The organism is Streptomyces sp. N50, from assembly GCF_033335955.1.
GTDB lineage: Bacteria > Actinomycetota > Actinomycetes > Streptomycetales > Streptomycetaceae > Streptomyces.
Genome location: NZ_CP137549.1, coordinates 4,419,398 through 4,442,577, shown reverse-complemented (window position 1 = coordinate 4,442,577; position 23,180 = coordinate 4,419,398). Strand labels below are relative to the sequence as shown.

21 protein-coding genes and 1 tRNA gene are annotated in these 23,180 nt (G+C 70.9%); 9 read left to right on the top strand and 13 right to left on the bottom strand.

Annotated features, from left to right (window positions below; translation table 11 throughout):
- Nucleotides 1–44: 44 nt before the first annotated feature.
- The 6 genes from R2B38_RS19715 (at nucleotide 45) to R2B38_RS19690 (ending at nucleotide 4,313) form a co-directional block, all read left to right on the top strand.
- Nucleotides 45–1,025 carry an ABC transporter ATP-binding protein gene (locus tag R2B38_RS19715; protein WP_318021740.1) on the top strand — a complete coding sequence of 327 codons (981 nt, stop codon included), beginning with the start codon at nucleotides 45–47 and terminating at the stop codon, nucleotides 1,023–1,025.
- The gene (locus R2B38_RS19710; protein ID WP_318017408.1) at nucleotides 1,015–1,923 is read left to right on the top strand and encodes an ABC transporter permease subunit; all 909 of its coding nucleotides are present in this window, start codon (nucleotides 1,015–1,017) and stop codon (nucleotides 1,921–1,923) included. The genes R2B38_RS19715 and R2B38_RS19710 overlap by 11 nt, the downstream gene beginning before the upstream one ends.
- Nucleotides 1,920–2,831 (top strand): ABC transporter ATP-binding protein, encoded by a 912-nt coding sequence (locus R2B38_RS19705; RefSeq protein ID WP_019073425.1) that lies wholly within the window; start codon nucleotides 1,920–1,922, stop codon nucleotides 2,829–2,831. Before R2B38_RS19710 ends, R2B38_RS19705 begins: the two co-directional genes overlap by 4 nt.
- A gap of 11 nt (nucleotides 2,832–2,842) precedes the next feature.
- Nucleotides 2,843–3,562 (top strand): ABC transporter permease, encoded by a 720-nt coding sequence (locus R2B38_RS19700; protein ID WP_318017407.1) that lies wholly within the window; start codon nucleotides 2,843–2,845, stop codon nucleotides 3,560–3,562.
- A gap of 80 nt (nucleotides 3,563–3,642) precedes the next feature.
- The gene (locus R2B38_RS19695) at nucleotides 3,643–3,882 is read left to right on the top strand and encodes a hypothetical protein (protein ID WP_318021739.1); all 240 of its coding nucleotides are present in this window, start codon (nucleotides 3,643–3,645) and stop codon (nucleotides 3,880–3,882) included.
- Between the two features lie 344 nt (nucleotides 3,883–4,226).
- Nucleotides 4,227–4,313: transfer RNA gene (locus tag R2B38_RS19690), tRNA-Ser, on the top strand.
- A gap of 132 nt (nucleotides 4,314–4,445) precedes the next feature.
- On the opposite strand, the gene R2B38_RS19685 is transcribed toward R2B38_RS19690, so the two are convergent.
- The 9 genes from R2B38_RS19685 to R2B38_RS19645 form a co-directional block, all read right to left on the bottom strand.
- The gene (locus R2B38_RS19685; RefSeq protein WP_318017406.1) at nucleotides 4,446–5,249 is read right to left on the bottom strand and encodes an HAD family hydrolase; all 804 of its coding nucleotides are present in this window, start codon (nucleotides 5,247–5,249) and stop codon (nucleotides 4,446–4,448) included.
- Nucleotides 5,246–6,523, bottom strand: a complete 1,278-nt coding sequence (gene serS, locus R2B38_RS19680) for a serine--tRNA ligase (RefSeq protein WP_318017405.1) — start codon at nucleotides 6,521–6,523, stop codon at nucleotides 5,246–5,248. Before serS ends, R2B38_RS19685 begins: the two co-directional genes overlap by 4 nt.
- Nucleotides 6,524–7,107: 584 nt before the next feature.
- Nucleotides 7,108–8,040 (bottom strand): prephenate dehydratase, encoded by a 933-nt coding sequence (pheA, locus tag R2B38_RS19675; RefSeq protein WP_033285492.1) that lies wholly within the window; start codon nucleotides 8,038–8,040, stop codon nucleotides 7,108–7,110.
- Between the two features lie 118 nt (nucleotides 8,041–8,158).
- Nucleotides 8,159–9,457, bottom strand: coding sequence for an iron uptake transporter deferrochelatase/peroxidase subunit (gene efeB / locus R2B38_RS19670; RefSeq protein WP_318017404.1), 1,299 nt, complete (start codon nucleotides 9,455–9,457; stop codon nucleotides 8,159–8,161).
- 8 nt (nucleotides 9,458–9,465) lie between these two features.
- The gene (locus R2B38_RS19665) at nucleotides 9,466–11,586 is read right to left on the bottom strand and encodes a copper resistance CopC/CopD family protein (protein ID WP_318017403.1); all 2,121 of its coding nucleotides are present in this window, start codon (nucleotides 11,584–11,586) and stop codon (nucleotides 9,466–9,468) included.
- Nucleotides 11,587–11,601: 15 nt separating this feature from the next.
- Nucleotides 11,602–12,048 carry a copper chaperone PCu(A)C gene (locus R2B38_RS19660; RefSeq protein WP_318017402.1) on the bottom strand — a complete coding sequence of 149 codons (447 nt, stop codon included), beginning with the start codon at nucleotides 12,046–12,048 and terminating at the stop codon, nucleotides 11,602–11,604.
- The gene (locus R2B38_RS19655; RefSeq protein WP_318017401.1) at nucleotides 12,045–12,695 is read right to left on the bottom strand and encodes an SCO family protein; all 651 of its coding nucleotides are present in this window, start codon (nucleotides 12,693–12,695) and stop codon (nucleotides 12,045–12,047) included. Before R2B38_RS19655 ends, R2B38_RS19660 begins: the two co-directional genes overlap by 4 nt.
- A gap of 93 nt (nucleotides 12,696–12,788) precedes the next feature.
- On the bottom strand, nucleotides 12,789–13,508 hold the full coding sequence (locus R2B38_RS19650) for a YcnI family protein (RefSeq protein ID WP_318017400.1): 720 nt from the start codon (nucleotides 13,506–13,508) through the stop codon (nucleotides 12,789–12,791).
- 172 nt (nucleotides 13,509–13,680) lie between these two features.
- Complete coding sequence (locus tag R2B38_RS19645) at nucleotides 13,681–14,517, bottom strand: hypothetical protein (protein WP_318017399.1); 837 nt, start codon at nucleotides 14,515–14,517, stop codon at nucleotides 13,681–13,683.
- A gap of 236 nt (nucleotides 14,518–14,753) precedes the next feature.
- On the opposite strand from R2B38_RS19645, the gene R2B38_RS19640 reads away from it, so the two are divergent.
- The 3 genes from R2B38_RS19640 to R2B38_RS19630 all read left to right on the top strand — a co-directional run bounded on the left by R2B38_RS19640 (nucleotide 14,754) and on the right by R2B38_RS19630 (nucleotide 17,084).
- Nucleotides 14,754–15,200 carry an ATP-binding protein gene (locus tag R2B38_RS19640; RefSeq protein WP_318017398.1) on the top strand — a complete coding sequence of 149 codons (447 nt, stop codon included), beginning with the start codon at nucleotides 14,754–14,756 and terminating at the stop codon, nucleotides 15,198–15,200.
- Between the two features lie 108 nt (nucleotides 15,201–15,308).
- Complete coding sequence (locus R2B38_RS19635; protein WP_318017397.1) at nucleotides 15,309–16,241, top strand: intradiol ring-cleavage dioxygenase; 933 nt, start codon at nucleotides 15,309–15,311, stop codon at nucleotides 16,239–16,241.
- Nucleotides 16,242–16,250: 9 nt separating this feature from the next.
- Nucleotides 16,251–17,084, top strand: a complete 834-nt coding sequence (locus R2B38_RS19630) for a triphosphoribosyl-dephospho-CoA synthase (RefSeq protein WP_318017396.1) — start codon at nucleotides 16,251–16,253, stop codon at nucleotides 17,082–17,084.
- Nucleotides 17,085–17,099: 15 nt separating this feature from the next.
- On the opposite strand, the gene R2B38_RS19625 is transcribed toward R2B38_RS19630, so the two are convergent.
- The 4 genes from R2B38_RS19625 to R2B38_RS19610 all read right to left on the bottom strand — a co-directional run bounded on the left by R2B38_RS19625 (nucleotide 17,100) and on the right by R2B38_RS19610 (nucleotide 23,043).
- Complete coding sequence (locus R2B38_RS19625; RefSeq protein WP_318017395.1) at nucleotides 17,100–18,335, bottom strand: MFS transporter; 1,236 nt, start codon at nucleotides 18,333–18,335, stop codon at nucleotides 17,100–17,102.
- Between the two features lie 68 nt (nucleotides 18,336–18,403).
- The gene (locus R2B38_RS19620; protein ID WP_318017394.1) at nucleotides 18,404–19,777 is read right to left on the bottom strand and encodes a PLP-dependent aminotransferase family protein; all 1,374 of its coding nucleotides are present in this window, start codon (nucleotides 19,775–19,777) and stop codon (nucleotides 18,404–18,406) included.
- Nucleotides 19,778–19,920: 143 nt separating this feature from the next.
- Nucleotides 19,921–21,396 carry an aminopeptidase P family protein gene (locus tag R2B38_RS19615; RefSeq protein WP_318017393.1) on the bottom strand — a complete coding sequence of 492 codons (1,476 nt, stop codon included), beginning with the start codon at nucleotides 21,394–21,396 and terminating at the stop codon, nucleotides 19,921–19,923.
- Between the two features lie 93 nt (nucleotides 21,397–21,489).
- Nucleotides 21,490–23,043, bottom strand: a complete 1,554-nt coding sequence (locus tag R2B38_RS19610) for a PP2C family protein-serine/threonine phosphatase (protein WP_318021738.1) — start codon at nucleotides 23,041–23,043, stop codon at nucleotides 21,490–21,492.
- Between the last annotated feature and the right edge of the window lie 137 nt (nucleotides 23,044–23,180).

Here is a 23,180-nt window from a genome sequence, read left to right as displayed (position 1 = left end):
TGACGACCGCAGTGGCCCGCGTCACTACCTTCGTAGACGTGACTGTGATCGCGACCGAAAGCCTGAGCAAGCGGTTCCCACGGGTGACCGCGCTTGACCGGCTCTCCGTGGACGTCGGACCCGGTGTGACGGGGCTCGTCGGTGCCAACGGAGCCGGCAAGTCCACCTTGATCAAGATCCTGCTGGGTCTGTCCCCCGCCTCCGAGGGCCGAGCCGAAGTGCTCGGCCTCGATGTCGCCACCAAGGGTGCCGACATCCGCGAGCGCGTCGGGTACATGCCGGAGCACGACTGTCTGCCGCCCGACGTCTCGGCCACCGAGTTCGTCGTCCACATGGCGCGCATGTCCGGCCTGCCGCCCGCCGCGGCCCGCGAGCGCACCGCGGACACCCTGCGCCATGTCGGTCTGTACGAGGAGCGCTACCGCCCCATCGGCGGCTACTCGACGGGCATGAAGCAGCGCGTCAAGCTCGCGCAGGCCCTCGTCCACGACCCGCAGCTGGTCTTCCTGGACGAGCCGACCAACGGCCTCGACCCGGTCGGCCGCGACGAGATGCTCGGCCTCATCCGCCGCATCCACACGGACTTCGGCATCTCGGTGCTGGTGACCTCGCACCTGCTGGGCGAGCTGGAGCGCACCTGCGACCACGTGATCGTGGTCGACGGCGGCAAGCTCCTGCGCTCCAGCTCCACCACCGACTTCACCCAGATCACGACCACCCTGGCGATCGAGGTCACCGACACCGACGAGCACCCGGACGGCACCCGCGCGGTGCGCGACGCGCTCCACGCGCGCGGGGTGGACACGCACGACGGCAGCGGCCTCCCGGGCGCGGGCCACGTCCTCCTCCTGACGGCCACCGGCGAGGAGACGTACGACGTGGTCCGGGACACGATCGCGGACCTCGGCCTGGGCCTGGTGCGCATGGAGCAGCGCAGGCACCACATCTCCGAGGTCTTCACCGACGCCGACACGGGCACCGACCACGACGCAGAGCGGAAGGAGGCCGTAGGCCATGGCAATTGACCAGCCCCTGGTCCCCCAGCCGGGCGACCAGACCCGCATCCACAACATCGGCTACCGCCACTACGACGGCCCCCGCCTGGGCCGCGCCTACGCCCGCCGCTCCCTCTACTCGCAGTCCCTGCGCGGCTCGTACGGCCTCGGCCGTTCGGTGAAGTCCAAGGTGCTGCCGATGCTGCTGTTCGTGGTCATGTGCGTGCCCGCGGCCATCATGGTGGCCGTCGCGGTCGCCACGAAGGCCAAGGAACTGCCCGTCGACTACACGCGTTACGCGATCATCATGCAGGCCGTCATCGGCCTCTACGTCGCCTCGCAGGCACCCCAGTCGGTCTCGCGCGACCTGCGCTTCAAGACCGTGCCGCTGTACTTCTCGCGGCCGATCGAGACCGCCGACTACGTAAGGGCCAAGTTCGCGGCCCTGGCCTCGGCCATGCTCATCCTGACCGGCGCCCCGCTGATCGTGCTCTACGTAGGCGCCCTGTTGGCCAAGCTGGACTTCGCCGACCAGACCAAGGGCTTCGCCCAGGGACTCGTCTCCGTGACCCTCCTCTCGCTGCTCTTCGCCGGCATCGGCCTGGTCATCGCCGCGGTCACTCCGCGCCGGGGCTTCGGCATCGCGGCCATCATCGCCGTACTGACCATCTCCTCCGGTGCCGTCTCCACCCTCGAGGCGATCGCCAACGCGCAGAACTCCACCAGCGCCATCCCCTGGATCGGCCTCTTCTCGCCCGTCACGCTCATCGACGGTCTCCAGTCGGCGTTCCTGGGCGCGAGTTCGGCGTCCCCCGGAGGCGTCGGCCCCAGCCACGCCGAAGGCGTGGTCTACGTCCTCGCCGTCCTGGGCCTCATCGCCGCGACCTACGGCCTCCTGATCCGCCGCTACCGGAAGGTGGGCCTGTGACCACGCTCTCCATCGACCACGTCTCCCGCTGGTTCGGCAACGTGGTCGCCGTCAACGACATCACCATGAACGTCGGCCCCGGCGTCACCGGACTGCTCGGCCCGAACGGCGCCGGGAAGTCCACCCTCATCAACATGATGGGCGGCTTCCTCGCCCCCTCCACCGGCACCGTCACCCTCGACGGCCAGCAGGTCTGGCGCAACGAACAGATCTACAAGCACATCGGCATCGTCCCCGAGCGCGAGGCGATGTACGACTTCCTCACGGGACGCGAATTCGTCGTGGCCAACGCCGAGTTGCACGGCCTCGGCGCCAAGGCGGCCCAGAAGGCGCTGGCCACGGTCGAGATGGAGTACGCGCAGGACCGCAAGATCTCGACGTACTCCAAGGGCATGCGCCAGCGCGTGAAGATGGCGTCCGCCCTGGTCCACGACCCGTCGCTGCTCCTGCTCGACGAGCCGTTCAACGGCATGGACCCGCGCCAGCGCATGCAGCTCATGGACCTGCTGCGGCGGATGGGCGACGAGGGCCGCACGGTGCTGTTCTCGTCCCACATCCTCGAAGAGGTCGAGCAACTCGCCTGGCACATCGAGGTGGTGGTGGCCGGACGGCACGCGGCCAGCGGCGACTTCCGCAAGATCCGCCGCCTGATGACCGACCGCCCGCACCGCTACCTGGTCCGCTCCAGCGACGACCGCGCCCTCGCGGCCGCGCTGATCGCCGACCCGTCGACGTCCGGCATCGAGGTCGACCTGGCCGAGGGCGCGCTGCGCATCCAGGCCGTCGACTTCGGCCGGTTCACCGCCCTGCTGCCCCGGGTGGCCAGGGACCACGGCATCCGGCTGCTCACGGTCTCGCCGTCGGACGAGTCGCTCGAATCCGTCTTCTCGTATCTCGTCGCGGCGTAGGAGGCCAAGAGATGTACGACCCCACAGTCGCCCGACTCACCTACCGGGCCCTACTCGGCCGGCGCCGGGCCCTCATCCTGGGCGCCCTGCCTTTCCTGCTGATCGCGATCTCCGTAGTGGTACGCGGCCTCACCGGCGCCGACGACCAGACCGCGGTCGACGTCCTGGGCGGGCTCGGGCTCGCCACGATGGTGCCGATCATCGGCGTCATCGCGGGCACGGGCGCGATCGGTCCGGAGATCGACGACGGCTCGGTGGTGTACCTGCTGTCCAAGCCGTTGAAGCGGCCCACGATCATCTTCACCAAGCTGATCGTCGCGGTCGCCGTCACCATGGTGTTCTCGGCGGTCCCCATGCTGATCGCCGGCCTCATCCTCAACGGCAACGGCCAGCAGATCGCCGTCGCCTACACGGTGGCCGCCCTGGTCGCGTCCATCGCCTACGCGGCACTCTTCCTGCTGCTCGGCACGGTCTCCCGGCACGCGGTGGTCTTCGGCCTCGTCTACGCCCTCGTCTGGGAAGCCCTGTTCGGCTCCCTGGTCGCCGGTGCCCGCACGCTCAGCGTCCAGCAGTGGTCCCTGGCCGTCGCCCACAAGGTGGCCGGCGGCGACCTGGTCACCTCGGACGTCGGACTGACCACGGCCACGGTGTTCCTCGTCGCGGTCACCGCTGGAGCCACCTGGTACGCCGGACAGAAGCTGCGCTCGCTGAAGCTCGTCGGCGAGGAATGACAGGGCCTGATCTTGACGGGGGCTTCATCTCTGTCCGGGCACACTGGACAAACGTGGACGCACGGCTGGGAGGAACGGGGATGGCCGGAGAGGCGACGTACGGCGGCGGACAGGCGGAGTCCGGCGACGGCTGGGACAAGCTGGTCCTGGACGACGACTTCATACGGTCCGCCGAGACGGCCGAGCCGTCGGCCCGGGCGCGGATGCTTGCGGCGCGCTGGCGCAACGAGTCGCCCGAGCCCCAGCCCTGGCGCTCGGACGAGCCGCCTGCGGGGTGGTTCTTCAGCAAGGCTCGGCGGCGTAAGTGGCGGCGGCGATAAAGGTTCTGCTGGGTGCGTAGTCGTTGTATGGCTGCGGGCCCGGTGGGGGCTTGTCGCGCAGTTCCTCGCGCCCCTAAAGGGGCGCGTACCGCGGCCCCGGTTTAATTCGGTGGCGTCCAACTCGGCGTACAGGCACAGTTGTTGTGTCGACGCCGGATCAGCCGGCGCCACCGACTGGGAGAGGAGCTGGACGATGTCGATGCACGACAGGACGTCCAACTCCCTTCAGGGCAGCCCGCGGCGGTCTCCGGAGTAGTTACCCTCCGTCGAGTCGCCCACCACGGGGAGCTGCCCGGGGCGGCCACTTCGAGCACGCGACTCATTATCGCGTGGGCCGCCCTCCCGGAGGATTGGCCGAGTGGTAAGGCACTGGCTTGCTAAGCCATGGTCGGGCTGAAAAGCCCGCGCACGTTCGATCCGTGCATCCTCCGCAAGACGTTGGACTGGGCCGCAGATGAAATCCAGGGCGAGCGTGCCCACCTAGGGGCGCGGGGCCGTATCGACTTGCGGCTCCGCCGCGTGGGCGCGACCAGCCCCCACCGGCCCGCAGCCAAACACCGACCTCAACCCAGCAGTCGCTCCAACACCACCGCGATCCCGTCGTCCTCGTTCGACGACGTCACCTCGTCCGCCACCGCCCTGAGTTCCTCATGCGCGTTGGCCATCGCCACGCTGTGCGCCGCCCACGCGAACATCGCGATGTCGTTGGGCATGTCGCCGAAGGCGATCGTGTCGGCGGCCTTCAGGCCCAGGCGACGGGCCGCGAGGGAGAGGCCCGTGGCCTTGGAGAGGCCGAGCGGGAGGAGTTCGACGATGCCCGCGCCGGCCATCGCGACCGAGACGAAGCCGCCCGCGGCCTTGCCGGCCGCCTCGGCGAGCTGGTCGTCCGTGAGGGTCGGGTGCTGGATGTAGATCTTGTTCAGCGGCGCCGCCCACAGCTCGGACACGTCCGAGAGCGGCGTCGACGGCAGCGAGCCCGTGACCGCGTACCCGTCGCCGACCAGCACCTCGCCGTCCAGGCCGTCCCGGCTCGCCGCGAGGTACAGCGGGCCGACCTCCGCCTCGATCTTCGCGAGTGCCACACCGGCCAGTTGGCGGTCCAGGGTGACCGACGTCAGCAGGCGGTGCTCCCCGGCGTCGTAGACCTGGGCGCCCTGGCCGCAGACCGCGAGGCCGTCGTAGCCGAGGTCGTCGAGGATGTGCCGGGTCCAGGGGACCCCGCGGCCCGTCACCACGATGTGCGCGGCGCCGGCCTCCGCGGCCGCCGCGAGGGCGGTACGGGTGCGGGGCGAGACCGACTCGTCGGAGCGCAGGAGCGTTCCGTCGAGGTCGGTCGCGATCAGCTTGTACGGGAAGCCGGTGCTCACTTGGCGACCGGCGTCAGGACCTCACGGCCGCCCAGGTACGGGCGCAGCACCTCGGGCACGCGCACGGAACCGTCGGGCAGCTGGTGGTTCTCCAGGATCGCCACGATCGTGCGCGGTACGGCGCACAGCGTGCCGTTGAGCGTGGCCAGCGGCTGGACCTTCTTGCCGTCGCGCAGGCGCACGGACAGGCGGCGGGCCTGGAAGCTGTCGCAGTTGGAGGCCGAGGTCAGCTCGCGGTACTTGCCCTGGGTCGGGATCCACGCCTCGCAGTCGAACTTGCGGGACGCCGACGAACCCAGGTCGCCCGAGGCCACGTCGATGACCTGGAAGGGCAGTTCGAGGGCGGTGAGCCACTGCTTCTCCCAGTCCAGAAGCCGTTGGTGCTCGTTCTCCGCGTCCTCGGGGAGGACGTACGAGAACATCTCGACCTTGTCGAACTGGTGCACGCGGAAGATGCCCCGCGTGTCCTTGCCGTAGGTGCCGGCCTCGCGGCGGAAGCACGGGGAGAAGCCCGCGTAGCGCAGCGGCAGCTTCTCCGCGTCGAGGATCTCGTCCATGTGGTAGGCGGCGAGGGGGACCTCGGAGGTGCCGACCAGGTAGAAGTCGTCCTTCTCCAGGTGGTACACGTTCTCCGCGGCCTGGCCGAGGAAGCCGGTGCCCTCCATGGCGCGCGGGCGGACCAGCGCCGGGGTCAGCATCGGGATGAAGCCGGCCTCCGTGGCCTGCGCGATCGCCGCGTTGACGAGCGCCAGCTCCAGGAGGGCGCCGACGCCGGTGAGGTAGTAGAAGCGCGAGCCGGAGACCTTCGCGCCGCGCTCGACGTCGATGGCGCCCAGCGCCTCGCCGAGCTCCAGGTGGTCCTTGGGCTCGAAGCCCTCGGCGGCGAAGTCGCGGATCGTGCCGTGCGTCTCCAGGACGACGAAGTCCTCCTCGCCGCCGACGGGCACGTCGGGGTGCACGAGGTTGCCGAGCTGGAGCGCGAGGCGCTTGGTCTCCTCGTCCGCCTCGTGCTGCTCGGCGTCGGCCGCCTTGACGTCGGCGGCGAGCTGGCCCGTCTTCTTGAGCAGCTCGGCCTTCTCGTCGCCGGAGGCCTTGGGGATGAGCTTGCCGAGCGCCTTCTGCTCGGAGCGCAGCTCGTCGAAGCGGACGCCGGACGACCTGCGCCGCTCGTCGGCGGACAGGAGAGCGTCGACGAGCGCGACGTCCTCTCCACGGGCGCGCTGGGACGCGCGCACACGGTCGGGGTCCTCACGGAGCAGGCGAAGGTCAATCACGCGCAACAGGCTACCGGTGCGGAGTTCCGCCTCACGACTCGGTATTCCGAACTGTGGCTTACATATAGTTATGAGGCATTTGCGCAGAGTGTTCCTACGCGTCGGCGCGTGTCAATGAAAAGGCCCTCCGCTCCCTGGATGGGGGCAGGCGCGAGGCGGCCTGTTGACCCGAATCCCTTGTGGGAAACGGGACTTGGGGGCGCGGTTGTCCACAGGAATCCACATCCCGGAAGAGTTATCCACAGGGTGTGCGAAAGATCTGTGGACATCGAAAACGATCATTTCCACAAGGTTTCGCGCGACGGGTAATTCCTGTCCTAAACGCGCCCTGGGTCCACTTTCGGGTGGAAATGCGTCGCTCCATAGGATTGCCCGTAGGAAACAGGTGGACGAAGAGTGACCTACGCCCCGGTGGACGAGTCGACGGCCTGTAGGGAGATTTGTCGACTGGATCGCGCTTCGTTGTCGACTTGTCCCCAGGTCGAGAAGTGGGCCTGTGGATAACTTCTGTGGATAACGAAGATACGCAGGTAGTACCGGGACGCCACACGGGTGCTGCACGGGTACCAGACGGGTACGACCGGTCAGAAACGGCCGTCCTGACAGTGCGCGACCCAGTCGGCCGCGGCCAGGAAATCCTCGTCCGAGGTGGCCGGGAAGAGCGGCCGCACCCCGTCCACGCCGACGTCCGCGCGCGGGTACGAACCGAGGAAGCGCACCTGGAGACAGATCCGCTTGAGCCCGGCCAGCGCCTCGGCGACCCGGCGGTCGGAGATGTGCCCCTCGGCGTCGATGCAGAAGCAGTAGTTGCCGATGCCGGCGCCGGTCGGGCGGGACTGGAGCAGCATGAGGTTGATGCCCCGGGTGGCGAACTCGCCCAGCAGGTCGCGCAGACCGCCGGGGTGGTCGTCGCGCTGCCAGATCACGACGGACGTCTTGTCGGCGCCGGTCGGGGCGGCCGGGCGCGCGGGCCTGCCCACCAGCACGAACCGGGTCTGCGCGTTCTCCGCGTCGTGGATCTCGGTCTCCAGCGCTTCGAGACCGTACCGGGCGGCCGCGAACTCACCGGCGAACGCGGCGTCGTAGCGGCCCTCCTGGACCAGCCGGGCGGCGTCCGCGTTCGAGGCCGCCGACTCCCACAGGGCGTCCGGGAGGTTCGCCTTCATCCAGTTGCGGACCTGCGGCTGGGCGGCGGGGTGCGCGGAGACCGTCTTGATGTCGGAGAGCTTGGTGCCTGGCCTGACCAGCAGCGCGAAGGTGATCGACAGCAGCACCTCGCGGTAGATCATCAGCGGCGCGCCCGCGACCAGCTCGTCCAGGGTGGTGGTGATGCCGCCCTCGACGGAGTTCTCGATCGGCACGAACGCGGCCTCGGCCTCGCCGGTGCGCACCGCGTCCAGCGCGGACTGCACCGACACGTACGGGATCAGCTCCCGGGTGGCCGCCTCGGGAAGCGTCCGCAGGGCGACTTCGGTGAAGGTGCCCTCAGGGCCGAGATACGCGTAGCTGGCTGGCATGACCTCACCCTAATGGGCCTTGCGAAACCGGGTACACGCTTCCTGGCCCAGCCACCCGTGAGGGCGACGGGCTCCGGCTGGAGCCGCTGCCCCGCGAGGCCGGGAGGGAGCGACGGCCTCACCCCTCCAGCAGCCGCTGCCCCACGTACTCGCCCTCCGCCGCCCCGCCCGGCACCGCGAACAGGCCGCTCGCCTCGTGTCGGATGTACGTCGACAGGGCGTCCCCGCGGTCCAGCTTCCGCTGCACGGTGACGAAGCCGCGCAACGGGTCCGCCTGCCAGCACACGAAGAGCAGCCCGGCGTCCGGGGTGCCGTCGGCGGCGATGCCGTCGTGGTACGAGAACGGGCGCCGGAGCATCGCCGCGCCGCCGTTCTGGTCGGGCCGCGCGATCCGGGCGTGCGCGTTGATGGGGACGACCAGGGCACCCTTCGCGTCGGTCTTCTCCAGGTCCATCGCGGTCGTCTCGCCGCCTCCGGACAGCGCCGCCCCGTTGGACTTGCGGCGCCCGATCACGTTCTCCTGGGCGCCGGTCGAGAGCTTCTCCCAGTCGTCGAGGAGCATGCGGATCCGGCGTACGACGGCGTAGGAGCCGTTCGCCATCCAGGCCGGGTCGGTCGAACCGGACGCCGGCACGAAGATCCGCTTGTCGAAGTCGGACTCGGCCGGCTTGGGGTTGCGGGTGCCGTCGAGCTGGCCCATCAGGTTGCGGGCCGTCATCTTGTGGGCCGTGGCACCCGGCGTCCGGTTGAAGCCGTTCATCTGCCAGCGGACCCTGGCCGCGCTGCCCGCGTCCTTCTGGATCGTGCGCAGGGCGTGGAAGGCCACCAGCGCGTCATTGGCGCCGATCTGCACCCACAGGTCGCCGTTGCTGCGCGCCTTGTCGAGGTGGTCGGAGGAGAAGTCGGGGAGCGGATCGAGGGAGACGGGCCGCTGCTTCTCCAGTCCCGTACGGGAGAAGAAGGAGTTGCCGAAGCCGAAGGTGATCGTCAGCGACGAGGGTCCCGCGTCCCGGGCGACATCCGTGTCGTCCTGCGCCGCCGCCTCGCCCGCCATCAGCCGCTGGGCGGTCGTCGACCAGCGGCGCAGCAGGGCCGCCGCCTCCTTGCGGCTCGCGCCCGCCGCCAGGTCGAAGGCGACGAGATGGCCACGCGCCTGGAGGCCCTCGGTGATGCCGGGCTGATGTTTCCCGTGAAACATTGCCATGTCCTCGCCCAGCGAGGTCAGCGGTGTGGCCCCGGCGGGCGCGGCCGCGTACCCCACGGCCCCGCCCGCCGCACCGAGCACGAGCCCGGTGGCACCGGCCGTACCGAGGAGCCGTCGGCGGGAAATGCCCTCCCCGGGGGAGGCGCTTTCGGAAACGGCCTCCCCGGGAGGTGCCTCTACGGTCCGGGCCTCGGGAATGGACTGGTCAGGCATGGCGTGGTTCAGCCGATCTGCGCGTTCTTGTCGACGGTCGTCTGGTCGATGTCGGAGGTCCGCACGGTCACCGAGATCTTCCAGTCGCCCGCCATGGGGATCTGGATTCCGTTCGCCGCCCAGTGCCCGGTGGTGATGCGGTCGGGCGTCACGGGCAGCGGGCCGATCTTCTTCGCGGCGAGGGTGAAGGCGACCTTCACCTCGGGGACGTCGAAGGCCCGGCCGTTGGGGCGCTGCACATAGACGTGCATCTCGTTGCCGCCCACGCGCGCGGGGTCGAGGTCGAGGCGTATGACGCCCTTGCCGTCCGTGCCCCCGGTGTCGAACGACATGTCCAGGGTCAGGGCGCCGGCCGACGACGAAGAAGAGGACGAGGAGGAGGACTTGGCCGCCTTGGCGTCTTCCTCCGTGCGGCCCGGCTCGGTAGCCGTCAGGGCCGTGGTGACGGCGAGGACGACGACGGCGACGGCGGCCTCGGCGAGCACGGAGCGGCGCAGCCCGAAGCGGATCGGGTCGGCGTTCCGAAGTCGCTTCTGCCGCGTGGAGTCTACGGCGGCCTGCTGGCGCGCGAGTTGGGCGGCCCGCTTGGAATCGCCGGGCGTCTCGGAGTCGCCGCCCTCGGCGGACGCGGCCGCATCGGAGTCGCCCTCGGCGGAGGTCGTGGCGCTGGAGACGCCGGCCCTCGCGGAGGTCGTGGCGCTGGAGACGGCGGCCTTGGTGGATGCGCTGGAGGTGCCGGCCTCGGTGGACGTCGTAGAGCTGGAGGCGCTGGCCGCGGCAGACGCCGTAGCGTTGGAGTCGGCGGTCTTCGTGGACGCGCTGGCGTGCGCCTTCTCCTTCTCGGGTGTCTCCTTCTCCGGCGCACGCTCCTCGACGACCGTCGCGGTCGCCCCGGCCGTCTCCGCCAGCCGTGCCGTCCACCGCCGCGAGATCGACGCGATGCCGACGAGCAGCGCCACGAGGCCGATCTTCACGAGCAGCAGCTGGCCGTAGCCGGTGTCGGTGAACGCCGACCAGGAGCCGAGCTGGCGCCAGGACTGGTAGACGCCGGTCGCGACGAGCGCGAGGACGCTGCCGAACGCGATGCGCGAGAAGTTCTGTACGGCACTCCGCCCGACCAGGTTGTCGGCGGGCGCCCGGTAGAGCGCGACCAGGAGGGCGGAGAGGCCGCCGAGCCAGATGGCGACGGCCAGCAGGTGGACGACGTCGACGGGCATCGCGATGCCGGGCTGCAGCCCGGTCGAGGCGTGCTCGGCCAGCGCCCAGCTCGCCGCGAGCCCGGCGGCCACCACACCGCCGCCGATCGCGAGACCGAAGGTGAGGTCCCGCTTCTCCTCGTCCTCCCGCTTGTCATACGCACCGAAGAGCACGGCGATGAACAGCGCGGCGGCGGCGAGGAGAAGGAGCCGGGAGACGAGGGCCGCGCCGGTCTTGGTCTGGAGGACCTGGCCGAGGAGGTTCAGGTCGAAGATGTCGCCGACCTTGCCGGTGGTCGAGTACGAGCCGCGCAGGAGCAGCAGCCAGAGCGTGGCCGCGGTCAGCGAGACCCAGCCGGAGACCACGAGCCGCTGCAGGGCGCGCACTCCGGCGCCGCGCTGCCAGCAGGCCAGGATGAAGGCGGCGCCGCCGACCATGACGATGAAGCCGGCGTACGACATGTAGCGCCCGAAGCCGTACAGCCCGCCGACGAGTCCGCCGCCGACGTCCTGCTCGGCCGACGCGGAGACGGTGGTCTTCGAGGGGGAGCCGATCGAGAAGGTGAAGGCGCCGCCGACGGGGTGGCTGTCGGCCGACACGACCTGCCAGGCCACCGTGTACGTGCCGTCGGGCAGTCCGCTGCGCACCTGGGTGGCGTAGGTCGTCCCGCTGATGTTGGACGGTTTGCCGACGTCGACGCGTTTGCCCTTCGGGTCGAGCACCCGCAGCGAGTCGTCGTTCGTCGAGACCTTCTCGGAGAAGGTGAGCGAGATCTGCGTCGGCGCCTTGTCGACCACCACCCCCGAACTGGGGTCGCTGCCGGTCAGCGCGGCGTGCGCGGAGGCGGTACCCGCCCCGGCGAAGAGCATGCCGGTGACAGCCAGGAGCAGCAGCACCAGATTGCGGACGCGGGGGGTGATGGTCGTCTTCAAGGTGGGGTCCCTCCCTCAGTGCCCGGTCGTGGGGTTGTACGTCGCCGACTTCACGGGCATCTCAACCGTGAGGGGGCCGGACTTGGCAAAGTGCAGCTTCACGGTCACGCTGTCGCCCTGCTTCAGCGTGTGCTTCAGCTTGTCGAACATCAGGTGGTTGCCCCCGCTCTTGAACACGAGTTGACCGTGTGCGGGCACAGCGAGGGACTTCACCTCCTCCATCGTCTGGCCGACGGTCTCGTGCACGGAGACCGGGCCGAGGTCGCTGGTGACGGAGGTCAACTCGTCCTTGGCGCCGCCCTTGTTGGCGATGTCCAGGAAGCCCGCCGCCATGTCCGAGACGGGCTGGGGCATGTAGGCGGAGCTGACGGAGAGCTGGGCCTTGGCGTCGTCCGAGCCGCCGCAGCCGGTGAGGACCAGCGCGCCGGTCAGCACCGCGACGGGCACCGCGAACCGCCTCACGGATTCTCCCCCTTGATGATCTTCGGGAGGTCCTTGGTGTAGTCGTCGACGGTGGTGTCCTGGCCGTAGAGCAGGTAACCGCCGTTGGTCTTCGGGGAGAAGGCGACGACCTGGGTGCCGTGGACGGAGACGAGCTTGCCGTTCTTGTCCTTCGAGGTCGGCTCGATGGAGATGCCGATCGAGCGGGCGCCGGCCTGGATGGTGGCGAAGTCGCCGGTCAGGCCGACGAACTGGGTGTCGATGCCCTTGAGCCACTTGCCGAGCTCGGAGGGGGTGTCCCGGGCCGGGTCGGTCGTCACGAACACGACCAGCAGCTTGTCCTGCTCGGCCTTGGGCAGCGACTTCTTGGCGACGGCGATGTTGTTCATCGTCAGCGGGCAGATGTCGGGGCAGTGGGTGTAGCCGAAGTAGATCAGCGTCGGCCGGCCCTTGGACTCCGCCCGGAAGTCGTACTTCTTGCCGTGCGTGTCCGTGAGGACCAGGTCCGGCTTCTCGAACGGGGTGTCGAGCACGGTGGCGGCCTGGGTCGCGGTGTCCTCGGAGACCACGGAGACAGGGCTCTGGCTGTCGTTGCCGCTGCCGCAGGCGGAGAGCGTCAGGGTGGCGGCGGCGAGCAGAACGGCCGCCGCGAACGTCTTCTTGCGCATAGAGAAATGTCCCAGTTGTGAGAGCTCCGGCGCGCACCGGGGTCGTACGCAAGAGTCGCACGGACCCCTGTGCGCGCCATGAGCGGACGGGCCTCAGACGGTCGTACGCCGTCGGCCGGCGAGAACGCCGTACGCCACGCCCGCCGCGCCGACGGCGATGCCGACCACGCCGAGGACGCGGGCGGTGGTGTCGGAGGAGTCGGCGGACGAGGAGGTGGAGTCGGCGGCTGTGGTCTCGGTCTTCTCGGAGGCGTCCTCGGCGGTCGCGCCGGAGGCCGATGCGGAGGTCAGCGTCAGGGTCGGAGCCGGGTTCTCGGGCTCCTCCGCGCCGTCCTTCTGCACCTCGATCCAGCGCACGACCTCCTTGTCGGAGTACGTCTGCAGCGCCTTGAAGACGAGCTGGTCGGCGTCCGTGGGCAGCATGCCGACGGAGACCGGGAACTTCTGGAAGTAGCCGGGCTCGACGCCCTTGCCGGTCGCGGTCCAGGTGACCTTGGTGACGGCCTCGGTGATCGTCTCGCCGTGCATCTCGGCGGGCTTGGCCAGCTTGGACCTGGTGACCTTCACGGTCCAGCCGCTGATCGGCTCCGGCATCACGGAGGCCAGCGGGTGGTCGGTCGGGAAGTTCACCTCCAGCTTGGTGGTCGAGGCGTCGTCACGCTCGTTCGGGACCTTGAAGTCGACGACCGCGTAGCCGCCCTTGACGGCCGCGCCCTCCGGCTGCACGGAGACGTGCGCGAAGGCGGGGGAGGACAGCACGAGCACGGCCGAGCCGGCGACACCGACGGCGGCGGCGATACGAGAAGCCTTCATGAAAGGAGCACTCCACTTCGAGTTCGAGTGAGTTCCGGTGGTGAAGAGGGGCGCGTGGTGTCCCAGGTGCACCGGGGTTTCCCGGCTGGGGAACACGGGCACGCGCGTGTGCCGCACGACGGCGGCCTCTCCACGCACAAGAAGGGAGTGCGGGGTTGGTGGTCGCGTCGCGTCAGGCGGCGAGGGTGTGTGCGGCGGCGGCCGGCGGACCGCGCCGGATCACCGAGTGCTGGAGCGCGGCGGTGTGCGGCGCGGGCGGCGCGAACAGGGCGCTACGAAGCGGACGCGGGCCCGCGTCGGGCGCCCCCGGCAGCCCGGCCCGCAGGGCGCGCACCAGGGCGAGGGCCCCGCGCAGGGACCGTACGAGCGCCCCTTCCGCGACTCCGTGCGCCGACAGTTCCATCAGGCGCAGCAGCGCCAGGTCCCCTCGCCGCAGCAGCCAGCCCGCGGCGAGCGCCGCGAGGACGTGACCGAGCAGCATGGACAGGGACGGGAACAGCGACATCGAGGAGGCGGCGGAGGTGGACATGGCGTCCGCCGGGTGATGCATCGACCCCATGCCGCTCATCGAACTCATCGAGCCCGAGGCCGGCAGCAGCCGCGCGTCGGTGAGGATCTGGTGGGCCTGCGCCGGGCTGATCGCCGCGGCGGTGGTCCCGCACAGGAGATGCGCGGCGCGCGCGACGAGCGTGGCGTCGGAGGCCGAGAGGGAGTCGGCCGATGTGGTGGTGGCCGTCTGCCCGAGCCCGAACAGCGTGTGCAGCACGGTCTGTCCGACCGCGAGCGGCACCACGATCCCCGGCAGCGAGCGCGCGCGCCCGGCGAGCGGGGCCACGACGAGGAAGGTGGCGAGGAAGCCCGCGCCGAGCGTCCACAGCGGAACGGTGGCGCAGGAGGCGATCGCGTGACCGGCCGCGGCCAGCACGACACAGACCGCGGCGAACACCGCGGCCCTCAGGACCCGGAGTTCACCTCCGGAGCGCGCCGTACGTGGGTGGGGGGCAGTCATGGCGGGCTCATCATCGCACCGGCCTTATCGCCGCTATACGGCAGGTCCGCAACATCGGGGCCATAGTGTGTCGTAGGTCACAAAGATCACTCTCCGGCGTGAGCTACCTCCGGATACACCAATTACGTTTGGGACGCATCGCCCATATGGGCGGCATCACGTCAACTCCGTGCTTACACAGGGGCACTGGCGGCAATAGGTATCACTATGTCGAGCCGCGGCCGGGAGGCTGGAGCATGAGCATCTGGTGGTCACTCCATCTGAGGCGCGAGGCCGCGAGCGTGCCACTCGCCCGGCGACTGTTTCTCGGCACGATGGAGACCGCGGGCGTCGACCCGGACATCTCCTACGACCTCTCCGTCGCCCTGAGCGAGGCGTGCGCCAACGCCGTCGAGCACGGCGGCGACACCGCGCACGGCGCGCCCACGGAGGCGTACCGGGTCACCGCGTACCTCGACGGCGAGAAGTGTCGTATCGAAGTCGCGGACTCCGGCCCCGGTTTCGCCCGCACGCAATCCGTCCGCCCGGCCCCGAGCGAGGCCGAGAACGGCCGCGGCCTGTGCCTCATCCAGGAACTCGCCGACCACGTCCACATCGGCAACAAGCCGGGCGTTGGCGGCGCGGTGGTGAGCTTCGACAAGATCCTCAAGTGGCGCGAGGACGCGCCGTTGATGGCGGTGTAGTCGGCCGGGAGCGGCCGGATCCGGCCGACTTCAGCTTTCTGAGAATTCTTACCTTGCGCACAGCGCACGCCCACGCCCTTGACGGCTGCCGTCCATAACTTCGCGATCATGACGGGAAACCACAAAGACAAAACCATCAGCCGGCGCCGCGCCCTCGCGGTGACCGGCGGGACGGTCGCGGCCGGCGGGCTGGTGGCCGCCGGGTTCCAGTCGGCGTTCGCCGACACCGCCGACACGACGGCCGACGCGGATGCCACGGCCTCGGCGAGTTCGACCAGCAGCGAGTGCATGACGCTGATGACGAGCGTCACGGAGGGCCCCTACTACCTCGACGGTGCCTTGGTGCGCAAGGACATCACCGAGGGCAAGGCGGGCGTCCCGCTCACCCTGCGGCTGACCGTCGTCGACGCCACGGACGGCTGCACGCCCGTCAAGGGCGCGGCCGTGGAGATCTGGCACTGCGACGCCTGGGGCTACTACTCCGGCTACACCACCGCCAACCCCGGCGGCTCGGCCCCCGCCGAGAGCGAGGAGGGCGACTCCGCCAACGACCTGACGTACCTGAGGGGTTACCAGGTCGCCAACGCCAACGGGGTCGTCAAGTTCGAGACGATCTTCCCGGGCTGGTACACCCCGCGCACCTGCCACATCCACGTCAAGGTGCACACCGGCGGCGAGAAGGCGGACGGCACCTACGAGGGCGGCAAGGTCAACTACACCGGCCAGCTGTTCTTCGCCGACGACATCGCCGAGGAGATCTTCACCCTCGACCCGTACGCCAAGCACACGGGCTCGTACACCGTCCTCGCCGACGACATGGTCTACGACGGCGGCGGCGCGTCCAGCGGTCTGCTCACCCTCAAGGCCGTGCACAAGAAGGACCCGTCCAAGGGCTACAAGGGCTCCCTGACGCTCGGCGTGGACCCGGACGCGGAGAGCACGGGCGCGGGCAGCGGCGGAGGCGGCACGCCCCCGAGTGACGCCCCTACGGGTACGCCGCCCAGCGACAGCCCCTCCCCTTCGGCCTCCGCCTCCTCGTAAGGTACGACGATGCAGAGCCGCGAGGACGAGGCACTGGCACGGGCCGCCGTGGACGCGCTCACCGGGCAACTGGCGCTGGCTCCCAAGCCGGGCCTGCCCGACCCGCGTGATCTGGCAGCCCGTACGACCCGCGTGGACCACGTCGCCCTGCGCTGGTCCGCCAAGGCGCTGACACCCGGCCTCGCGGCGATGGCGGCGTCCGCCCGCCGCACCGGTGAGCCAACTCCCGTGCTCCGCGCGGAACTCGGCGCGATCGGCCGCTGTACGGAGCACTCCGTGGCGCTCGCGGGCGGCGGCCACCGAGGCGCCCTGTGGGCGCTGGGCCTGCTGGTCGCGGCGGCCGCCCTGGACCCCCACGCGGCGGCCGAGGACGTCGCCGCGACCGCGAAGCGCATCGCCGCCCACCCCGACCGGCGCGCCCCGCGCAGGCCCTCGCGCGGCTCGTCGATCTCGGCGAAATACGGCGCGGCCGGTGCGCGGGGCGAGGCGAAGGCCGGATTCCCGCACGTACGGCGGGCGTTGGACACCCTCGCGACGGTCCGCGCGGCCGGGGCCACGGAGACGCAGGCCCGCCTCGATGCCCTGCTCACGGTGATGTCCACCCTCCAGGACACCGAACTCCTGCACGCCGTCGGCCCGTTCGGCCTGCGGCACGTCCAGGCGGGGGCCCGCGGTGTCCTGGAAGCGGGCGGCACGGCGACGGCGGCGGGCGCGGCGGCCCTGACCGCCTTCGACACCGACCTGCACGCGCGCGCGTGGAGCCCTCGCGGAAGCGCGGGGCTCCTGGCGGGCGCGCTGTTCCTGGACTCCTTGCCGGTCAACCCAGCAGCTCTGGCTGCCTGATCGGACCGGTACCGGTCAACTCGCCAGTGCGGGCTGCCTGTTCACCTCGCCCGCCTCGCGCCCGGCACCGGCCGCCCGCCGCGCCGCCGGCCCCATCGCGTACGACGACACGACCGTCGCCCCGCCCAGCAGCAGCCAGCCCGGCCTCCCCCACTCCAGGAGGAGGGACGTGAGCACCAGGGGGCCCATCGTCCTGGCGACGGTGACGCCGGTGCCGAAGAAGCCCTGGTACTCGCCCACCCGGTCGGCCGGTGCCAGGTCGAAGGAGAGCTGCCAGGAACCCGCCGACTGCCCCATCTCGGCGGCCACTTGGAGCACGGCTCCGAGAACCAGCGCCCCTACGGCCACCCACGGCGACGCGCCCGCCGACAGCGCGAACACCGCGCAGGCCGCCAGCATGATCCAGCCGGACCGCCGCACCGCGCGCGTGGCCGACGCGAGCCCCGTGATGCCGCGGGCCATGCGCACCTGGAAGACCATCACCGCCCCGGTGTTGAGCACGAACAGCGCGGACACCAGCCAGGTCGGCGCGTCCGTCCGCTCCGCGATCCACAGCGGCAGCCCGAGGCTGAGCAACGGCATCCGCAGCAGCAGCACGGTGTTGAGCAGCGTGACGACGACGTACGGCCGGTCCCGCAGCACCCCGAGCCCGCCCGCCTTCCGCACCTGCACGCCCCGCACCGACGGCAGCCGCACCAGCAGCCCCGCGCACACCAGGAAGCTCAGCGCGTCCAGCGCGAACACCCCGAGGTACGCCGACCGCGTCCCCGCCCGCAGCGCGAGCCCGCCGAGACCCGCGCCCACCGCGAGACCGGCGTTCAGCGTCGACTGGAGGTGGGCCAGCAGCCCGGTCCGCTCCCCGGCGGACACCAGCCCCGCCAGCAGCGCCTGCCGGGCCGCCGCGAGCCCCGATTGCGCCGAGGCGTAGGCACACGCGGCGAGCACGAACGGCACGAATCCCCGGACGACGAGGAAGGACGCCACCGCGAGCCCCGTCGCCAGCGCCAGCAGCACCGCCGTACCGCGCGGCCCGCGCCGGTCGGCCAGCCGCCCCAGCGGCACCCCGACCAGCGAACCGACGGCCCACGCGAGGGTGAGCCCGAGGCCCACGCGCGCGGGGGCGAGCCCGACGACGTGGGTGAAGTACAGCGCCGAGGTCACGTAGTAGGCGCCGTCGCCGACCGAGTTGGTCAACTGGGCGAGTGCGAGGGTGCGTTGCGGGCCCGCGGGCGGGACGAGTGAGTTCGTCATGGGTACGACGTTAGAAGCCCGGTGGGCCTGTGAAGAGGCCCAATGGATGCTTCTTTTGTTGGTCCGATTCAGGCCCCTTCCAGTACTCTTCCCAACGCGTCCAGGGCCTCCGGGTACACCCGCTCGCGAGGCGTCCCGTACCCGACCACCAGCCCCTGCGGCCGCCCCTCGTCCGAGCCCGCCGCATGCCAGTGCTCACCCAGCCGTCCCACCGCGAGCCCCTCCTTCTCGGCCCGCGTGAGCACCGCCTCCTCGTCGTCGACCGCCACCAGCGCGTGCAGTCCGGCCGCGATGCCGTAAACGTTTGCGCGCGTCCCCAGCCGGCCGAGGAGCTGGTCGCGGCGGCGCCGGTAGCGCAGTCGGCACGCCCGTACGTGACGGTCGTAGGCGTGGCTGTCGATCAGTTCGGCGAGTGCCAGCTGGCCGATGGTCTCGGTGTGGTGGTCGCTGTGCAGCTTGGCGTCGGCGACCGCGTCGACCAGGTGCGGCGGCAGCACCATCCAGCCGAGCCGCAGCGCGGGCCCGAGGGTCTTGGACGCGGTCCCCAGGTACACGACCTGGCCCGGCGCCATCCCCTGGAGCGCGCCCACGGGCTGCCGGTCGTAGCGGAACTCCCCGTCGTAGTCGTCCTCGACGATCAGCCCGCCACGCGCGCGTGCCCAGTCGGTCAGCGCCCGTCTGCGCTCCGGGTGCAGGGTGACGCCGGTCGGGTACTGGTGGGCCGGGGTCACCACCACGGCCGCCGCGTTCCCCAAGTCCTCGGCGCGGGCGCCCCGTTCGTCGACCCGGACGGGCACCACGCGCCCTCCGTTGTGCCGGACCACCTCCCGGTGGAACGGCAGCCCCGGGTCCTCCATGGCCACCCTGGAACCGTCGAGCACGCGCGTGAGGAGCGCGAGTCCCTGCACGTACCCGGACGTGATCACGATCCGCTCCGGCGGCGCGATCACCCCGCGCGCCCGCCCCAGGTACCCCGACAGCGCGGTGCGCAGTTCGATGCGGCCGCGCGGATCGCCGTAGTCGTACGCCAAGGAGGGTGCCGTCGCGATCGCGCGGCGCAGCGAGCGCAGCCAGGCCGCCGCCGGGAACATGCCGACGTCGGGGCTGCCGGGCCGCAGGTCGAAACGGGGTACACGCGCGCGTGCCGCCGCGCCCGGTGCCTCCGCGTCGACGGAGGGCAGCCGCGCGACCTCAGTGCCGGAGCCCTGGCGCGCGGTCAGGTACCCCTCGGCGACGAGCTGGTCGTAGGCGGCCTTCGCGGTGCCCCGGGAGACACCGAGTTCGGCCGCGAGGCGGCGGGTCGCCGGGAGGCGGGTCCCGGGGGCCAGGCGGCCGTCCCGTACGGCGTCCCGGAGCGCGCGTTCGAGGCCGACCCTGCGGCCTCCCTCCGAGTCGGGTTCCAGGTGCAGGTCGACCCCGACGCCGGACCAGAAGTCGTTCACGAAAAAGCCCTCCCCCTAGGCGCGTTCATGAAAAATGCCCTCCCCTGGGCACACGATCGGCACACGAATGGCCGGGCACCGCATGCGTGCCCGGCCATCAGTCTTGTATCAGTTGGCAGCCATCGGTTGGCAGCCGTCAACTGTCAGCCCTTGAGGGACGCCATCCAGCCCTCGACCTCGGCCGAGGTGCGGGGCAGGCCGTCCGACAGGTTCCGGTTGCCGTCCTGGGTGACGAGGATGTCGTCCTCGATGCGGACGCCGATGCCGCGGTACTCCTCGGGGACGGTGAGGTCGTCCGCCTGGAAGTACAGGCCGGGCTCCACCGTGAGGACCATGCCGGGCTCCAGGGTGCCCTCGACGTACGTCTCGGTCCGCGCGGCGGCGCAGTCGTGGACGTCCATGCCGAGCATGTGACCCGTGCCGTGCAGCGTCCACCGGCGCTGGAGACCCAGCTCCAGGACGCGCTCCACGGGACCCTCGACAAGACCCCACTCGACGATCTTCTCGGCCAGCACACGCTGCGCCGCGTCGTGGAAGTCGCGGTACTTGCCGCCCGGCTGCACCGCCGCGATACCGGCCTCCTGGGCCTCGTACACGGCGTCGTAGACCTGCTTCTGGATCTCGGTGAAGCGGCCGTTGATCGGCAGCGTGCGCGTGATGTCGGCGGTGTACAGGGTGTGCGTCTCGACGCCGGCGTCCAGGAGGAGCAGGTCGCCGGAGCGGACCGGGCCGTCGTTGCGCACCCAGTGCAGGGTGGTGGCGTGCGGGCCCGCGGCGCAGATGGAGCCGTAGCCGACGTCGTTGCCCTCCACGCGCGCGCGGAGGAAGAACGTGCCCTCGATGTAGCGCTCGCTGGTGGCCTCGGCCTTGTCGAGCACGCGCACGACGTCCTCGAAGCCGCGGACCGTCGAGTCGACGGCCTTCTGCAGTTCGCCGACCTCGAACTCGTCCTTGACCAGGCGTGCTTCGGAGAGGAAGACCCGCAGCTCCTCGTCGCGCTCGGCGGTGACCTTGTCGGTCAGCGCGGCCTCGATGCCGGCGTCGTAGCCGCGGACCACGCGCACGGGGCCGGTGGCCTCGCGCAGGGCGGCGGGCAGTTCGCGGACGTCGGAGGCGGGGATGCCGTAGAGCGCCTCGGACTCCGTCAGCGAGTGGCGGCGGCCGACCCACAGCTCGCCCTGGCCGGAGAGCCAGAACTCGCCGTTCTCGCGGTCGGAGCGCGGCAGGAGGTAGATCGTCGCCTTGTGGCCCTCGGCGGCGGGCTCCAGGACGAGGACGCCGTCCTCGGTGAGGTTGCCCGTCAGGTACGCGTACTCGACCGACGCCCGGAAGGGGTACTCGGTGTCGTTCGAGCGGGTCTTCAGGTTGCCCGCGGGGATCACCAGGCGCTCGCCCGGGAAGCGCGCGGAGAGCGCGGCACGGCGGCGGGCGGTGTGCTCGGCCTGCTCGACGGGCCGCAGATCGTGCAGCTCGGTGTCGGCCCAGCCGGACTTCATGCTGTCTGCGAGCTCATCGGACACGCCGGGGTACAAGCCGTTCTTCCGCTTCTTGATGGGCTCTTCAGGCTCACCAGACTCAGTCTCCGGGGTCTCCGGATTGAGCTTGTCGGCCACGGTCATCCTCCTAGATACGGCACTGGACCCCGTCCATCGTACGGTCGTACGGAAGGGGGCCCAGGGCCGTATGGCCTGTTACACATGGCGTCCGGGCGACTACTCGAAACGGGCTGCCAGGAGGACGACGTCCTCGTCGCTGTCGGCCGTGTCGAGGCCGTCCGGCAGCACGGTCCGCAGGACGTGGTCGGCGATCGCGGCCGGGTCCTCGCGCAGCGCCTTGGGGACGCTCGCGGCCGCCGCGCGCAGACGGGCGAAGGCGCGGTCCATGGGGTCGCCGGTGCGGTGCAGCAGCCCGTCCGTGTAGAGCAGCACCGTCTCGCCGGCCTCCGCCTCCAGTTCCACGCTCGGGGCCTCCCAGCAGGCCAGCATGCCGAGCGGCGCGGACACGGAGGTCTCCACGAACTCCGTGCGCCGCTCGCCGACCAGGAGGGGCGGGCTGTGTCCGGCGCCGGCCAGGGTGATCTTGCGCAGCGCGGGCTCGCAGTAGGCGAACAGGGCGGTGGCCGAGCGGGCGGGCTCGGTGAGCCTGAGGAGCAGTTCGAGGTCGGACAGGACCGCGACCGGGTCCTCGCCCTCCATCACCGCGTACGCCCGCAGCGACGCGCGCAGCCGGCCCATCGCGGCGATCGCGCTCGGCCCGGAGCCGGTCACCGAGCCGACCGCGAGGCCGAGCGCGGCTTCGGGCAGCGGCAGCGCGTCGTACCAGTCGCCGCCGCCGCGCGGACCCGTGCGGTGCAGCGCGGCGAGCTGCACACCGGCCACGCGGGGGAGCCGGGACGGCAGCAGCTCCTCGGCGATGGTCGTCATGCACGCGCGCGTGCGCTCGACTTCGAGGACGCGGGCGAGGTGCTCGGTGGCGTACCGGGCGTACAGGCCGACGAGGTGGCGCTGCCGCTCGACCGGCTCGGCGGGCTCGTCGTACAGCCACACGGCGGCACCGAGGCGCCCGGCCGCGTCGGTCGCCAGGGGGAGCGCGTAACTGGCCGCGTAGCCCAGGCGTACGGCGACCTCGCGGTGGCGCGGGTCGAGGGCGTCCTCGGTGAACAGGTCCGGGTGGAGGATCTCGCCGCCCTCGCCGCCGGGAGCGCCGGCCGGTCCGTCGAGGATCTGGCCGTAGGACATCTCGCCGCGCGGGACCGTCTCGATGTGGCCGAGGTCGGAGCGGGCGAGGCCGAGGCCGATGGTGGTGACGGGGCCCAGGCCGTCGCCGGGTTCCAGCACGATGAGGCCGCGGCGGGCGCCCACCAGGGCGGCTCCGGCGCGCAGCAGCTCCTGGAGTGCTTCGTCGAGTGCGTCCGTGCGTGCCAGCCGCTCCGTGAGTTCATGGAGGGTCGTGAGATCGGACACCCAGCCCGCGAGCCGGTCCTGGAGCAGGGCACCTGGCGCGTTCGGTGCGGTTTCTGGCGTGTTCTGCGTGTTCGAGGAGGGGCTCGGCGGGGTATCGGTGGCGGCAGGCGCGGGCGCGACAGTGTGTGCGGGCGAGGGAACCGTTGAATCGATTCCAGCCACTTTCGGAGGGTGCGGGGCGTTCATGGCGTCCGGCTTTCCGACCGGTGCGTATTGCTCAAAAGCATCGCAAACCCCCATGTCATTCTGCGCCGCTGGCAGTGTCTCCACATGTACACGCACTCGTGAGGGGATGTCCAGCATTGTCCTGCTGGGATTCCTGGTGTCCATGGGTTTACGGGTGCTATTTCGCTCTCCCCTTGCGGATTGGCAAAGTTGGCTTAAAACTGCATCAGGGGACGGTCCATTGCGGTCGACTGGGTTTGCTCGACGGAGCGTCA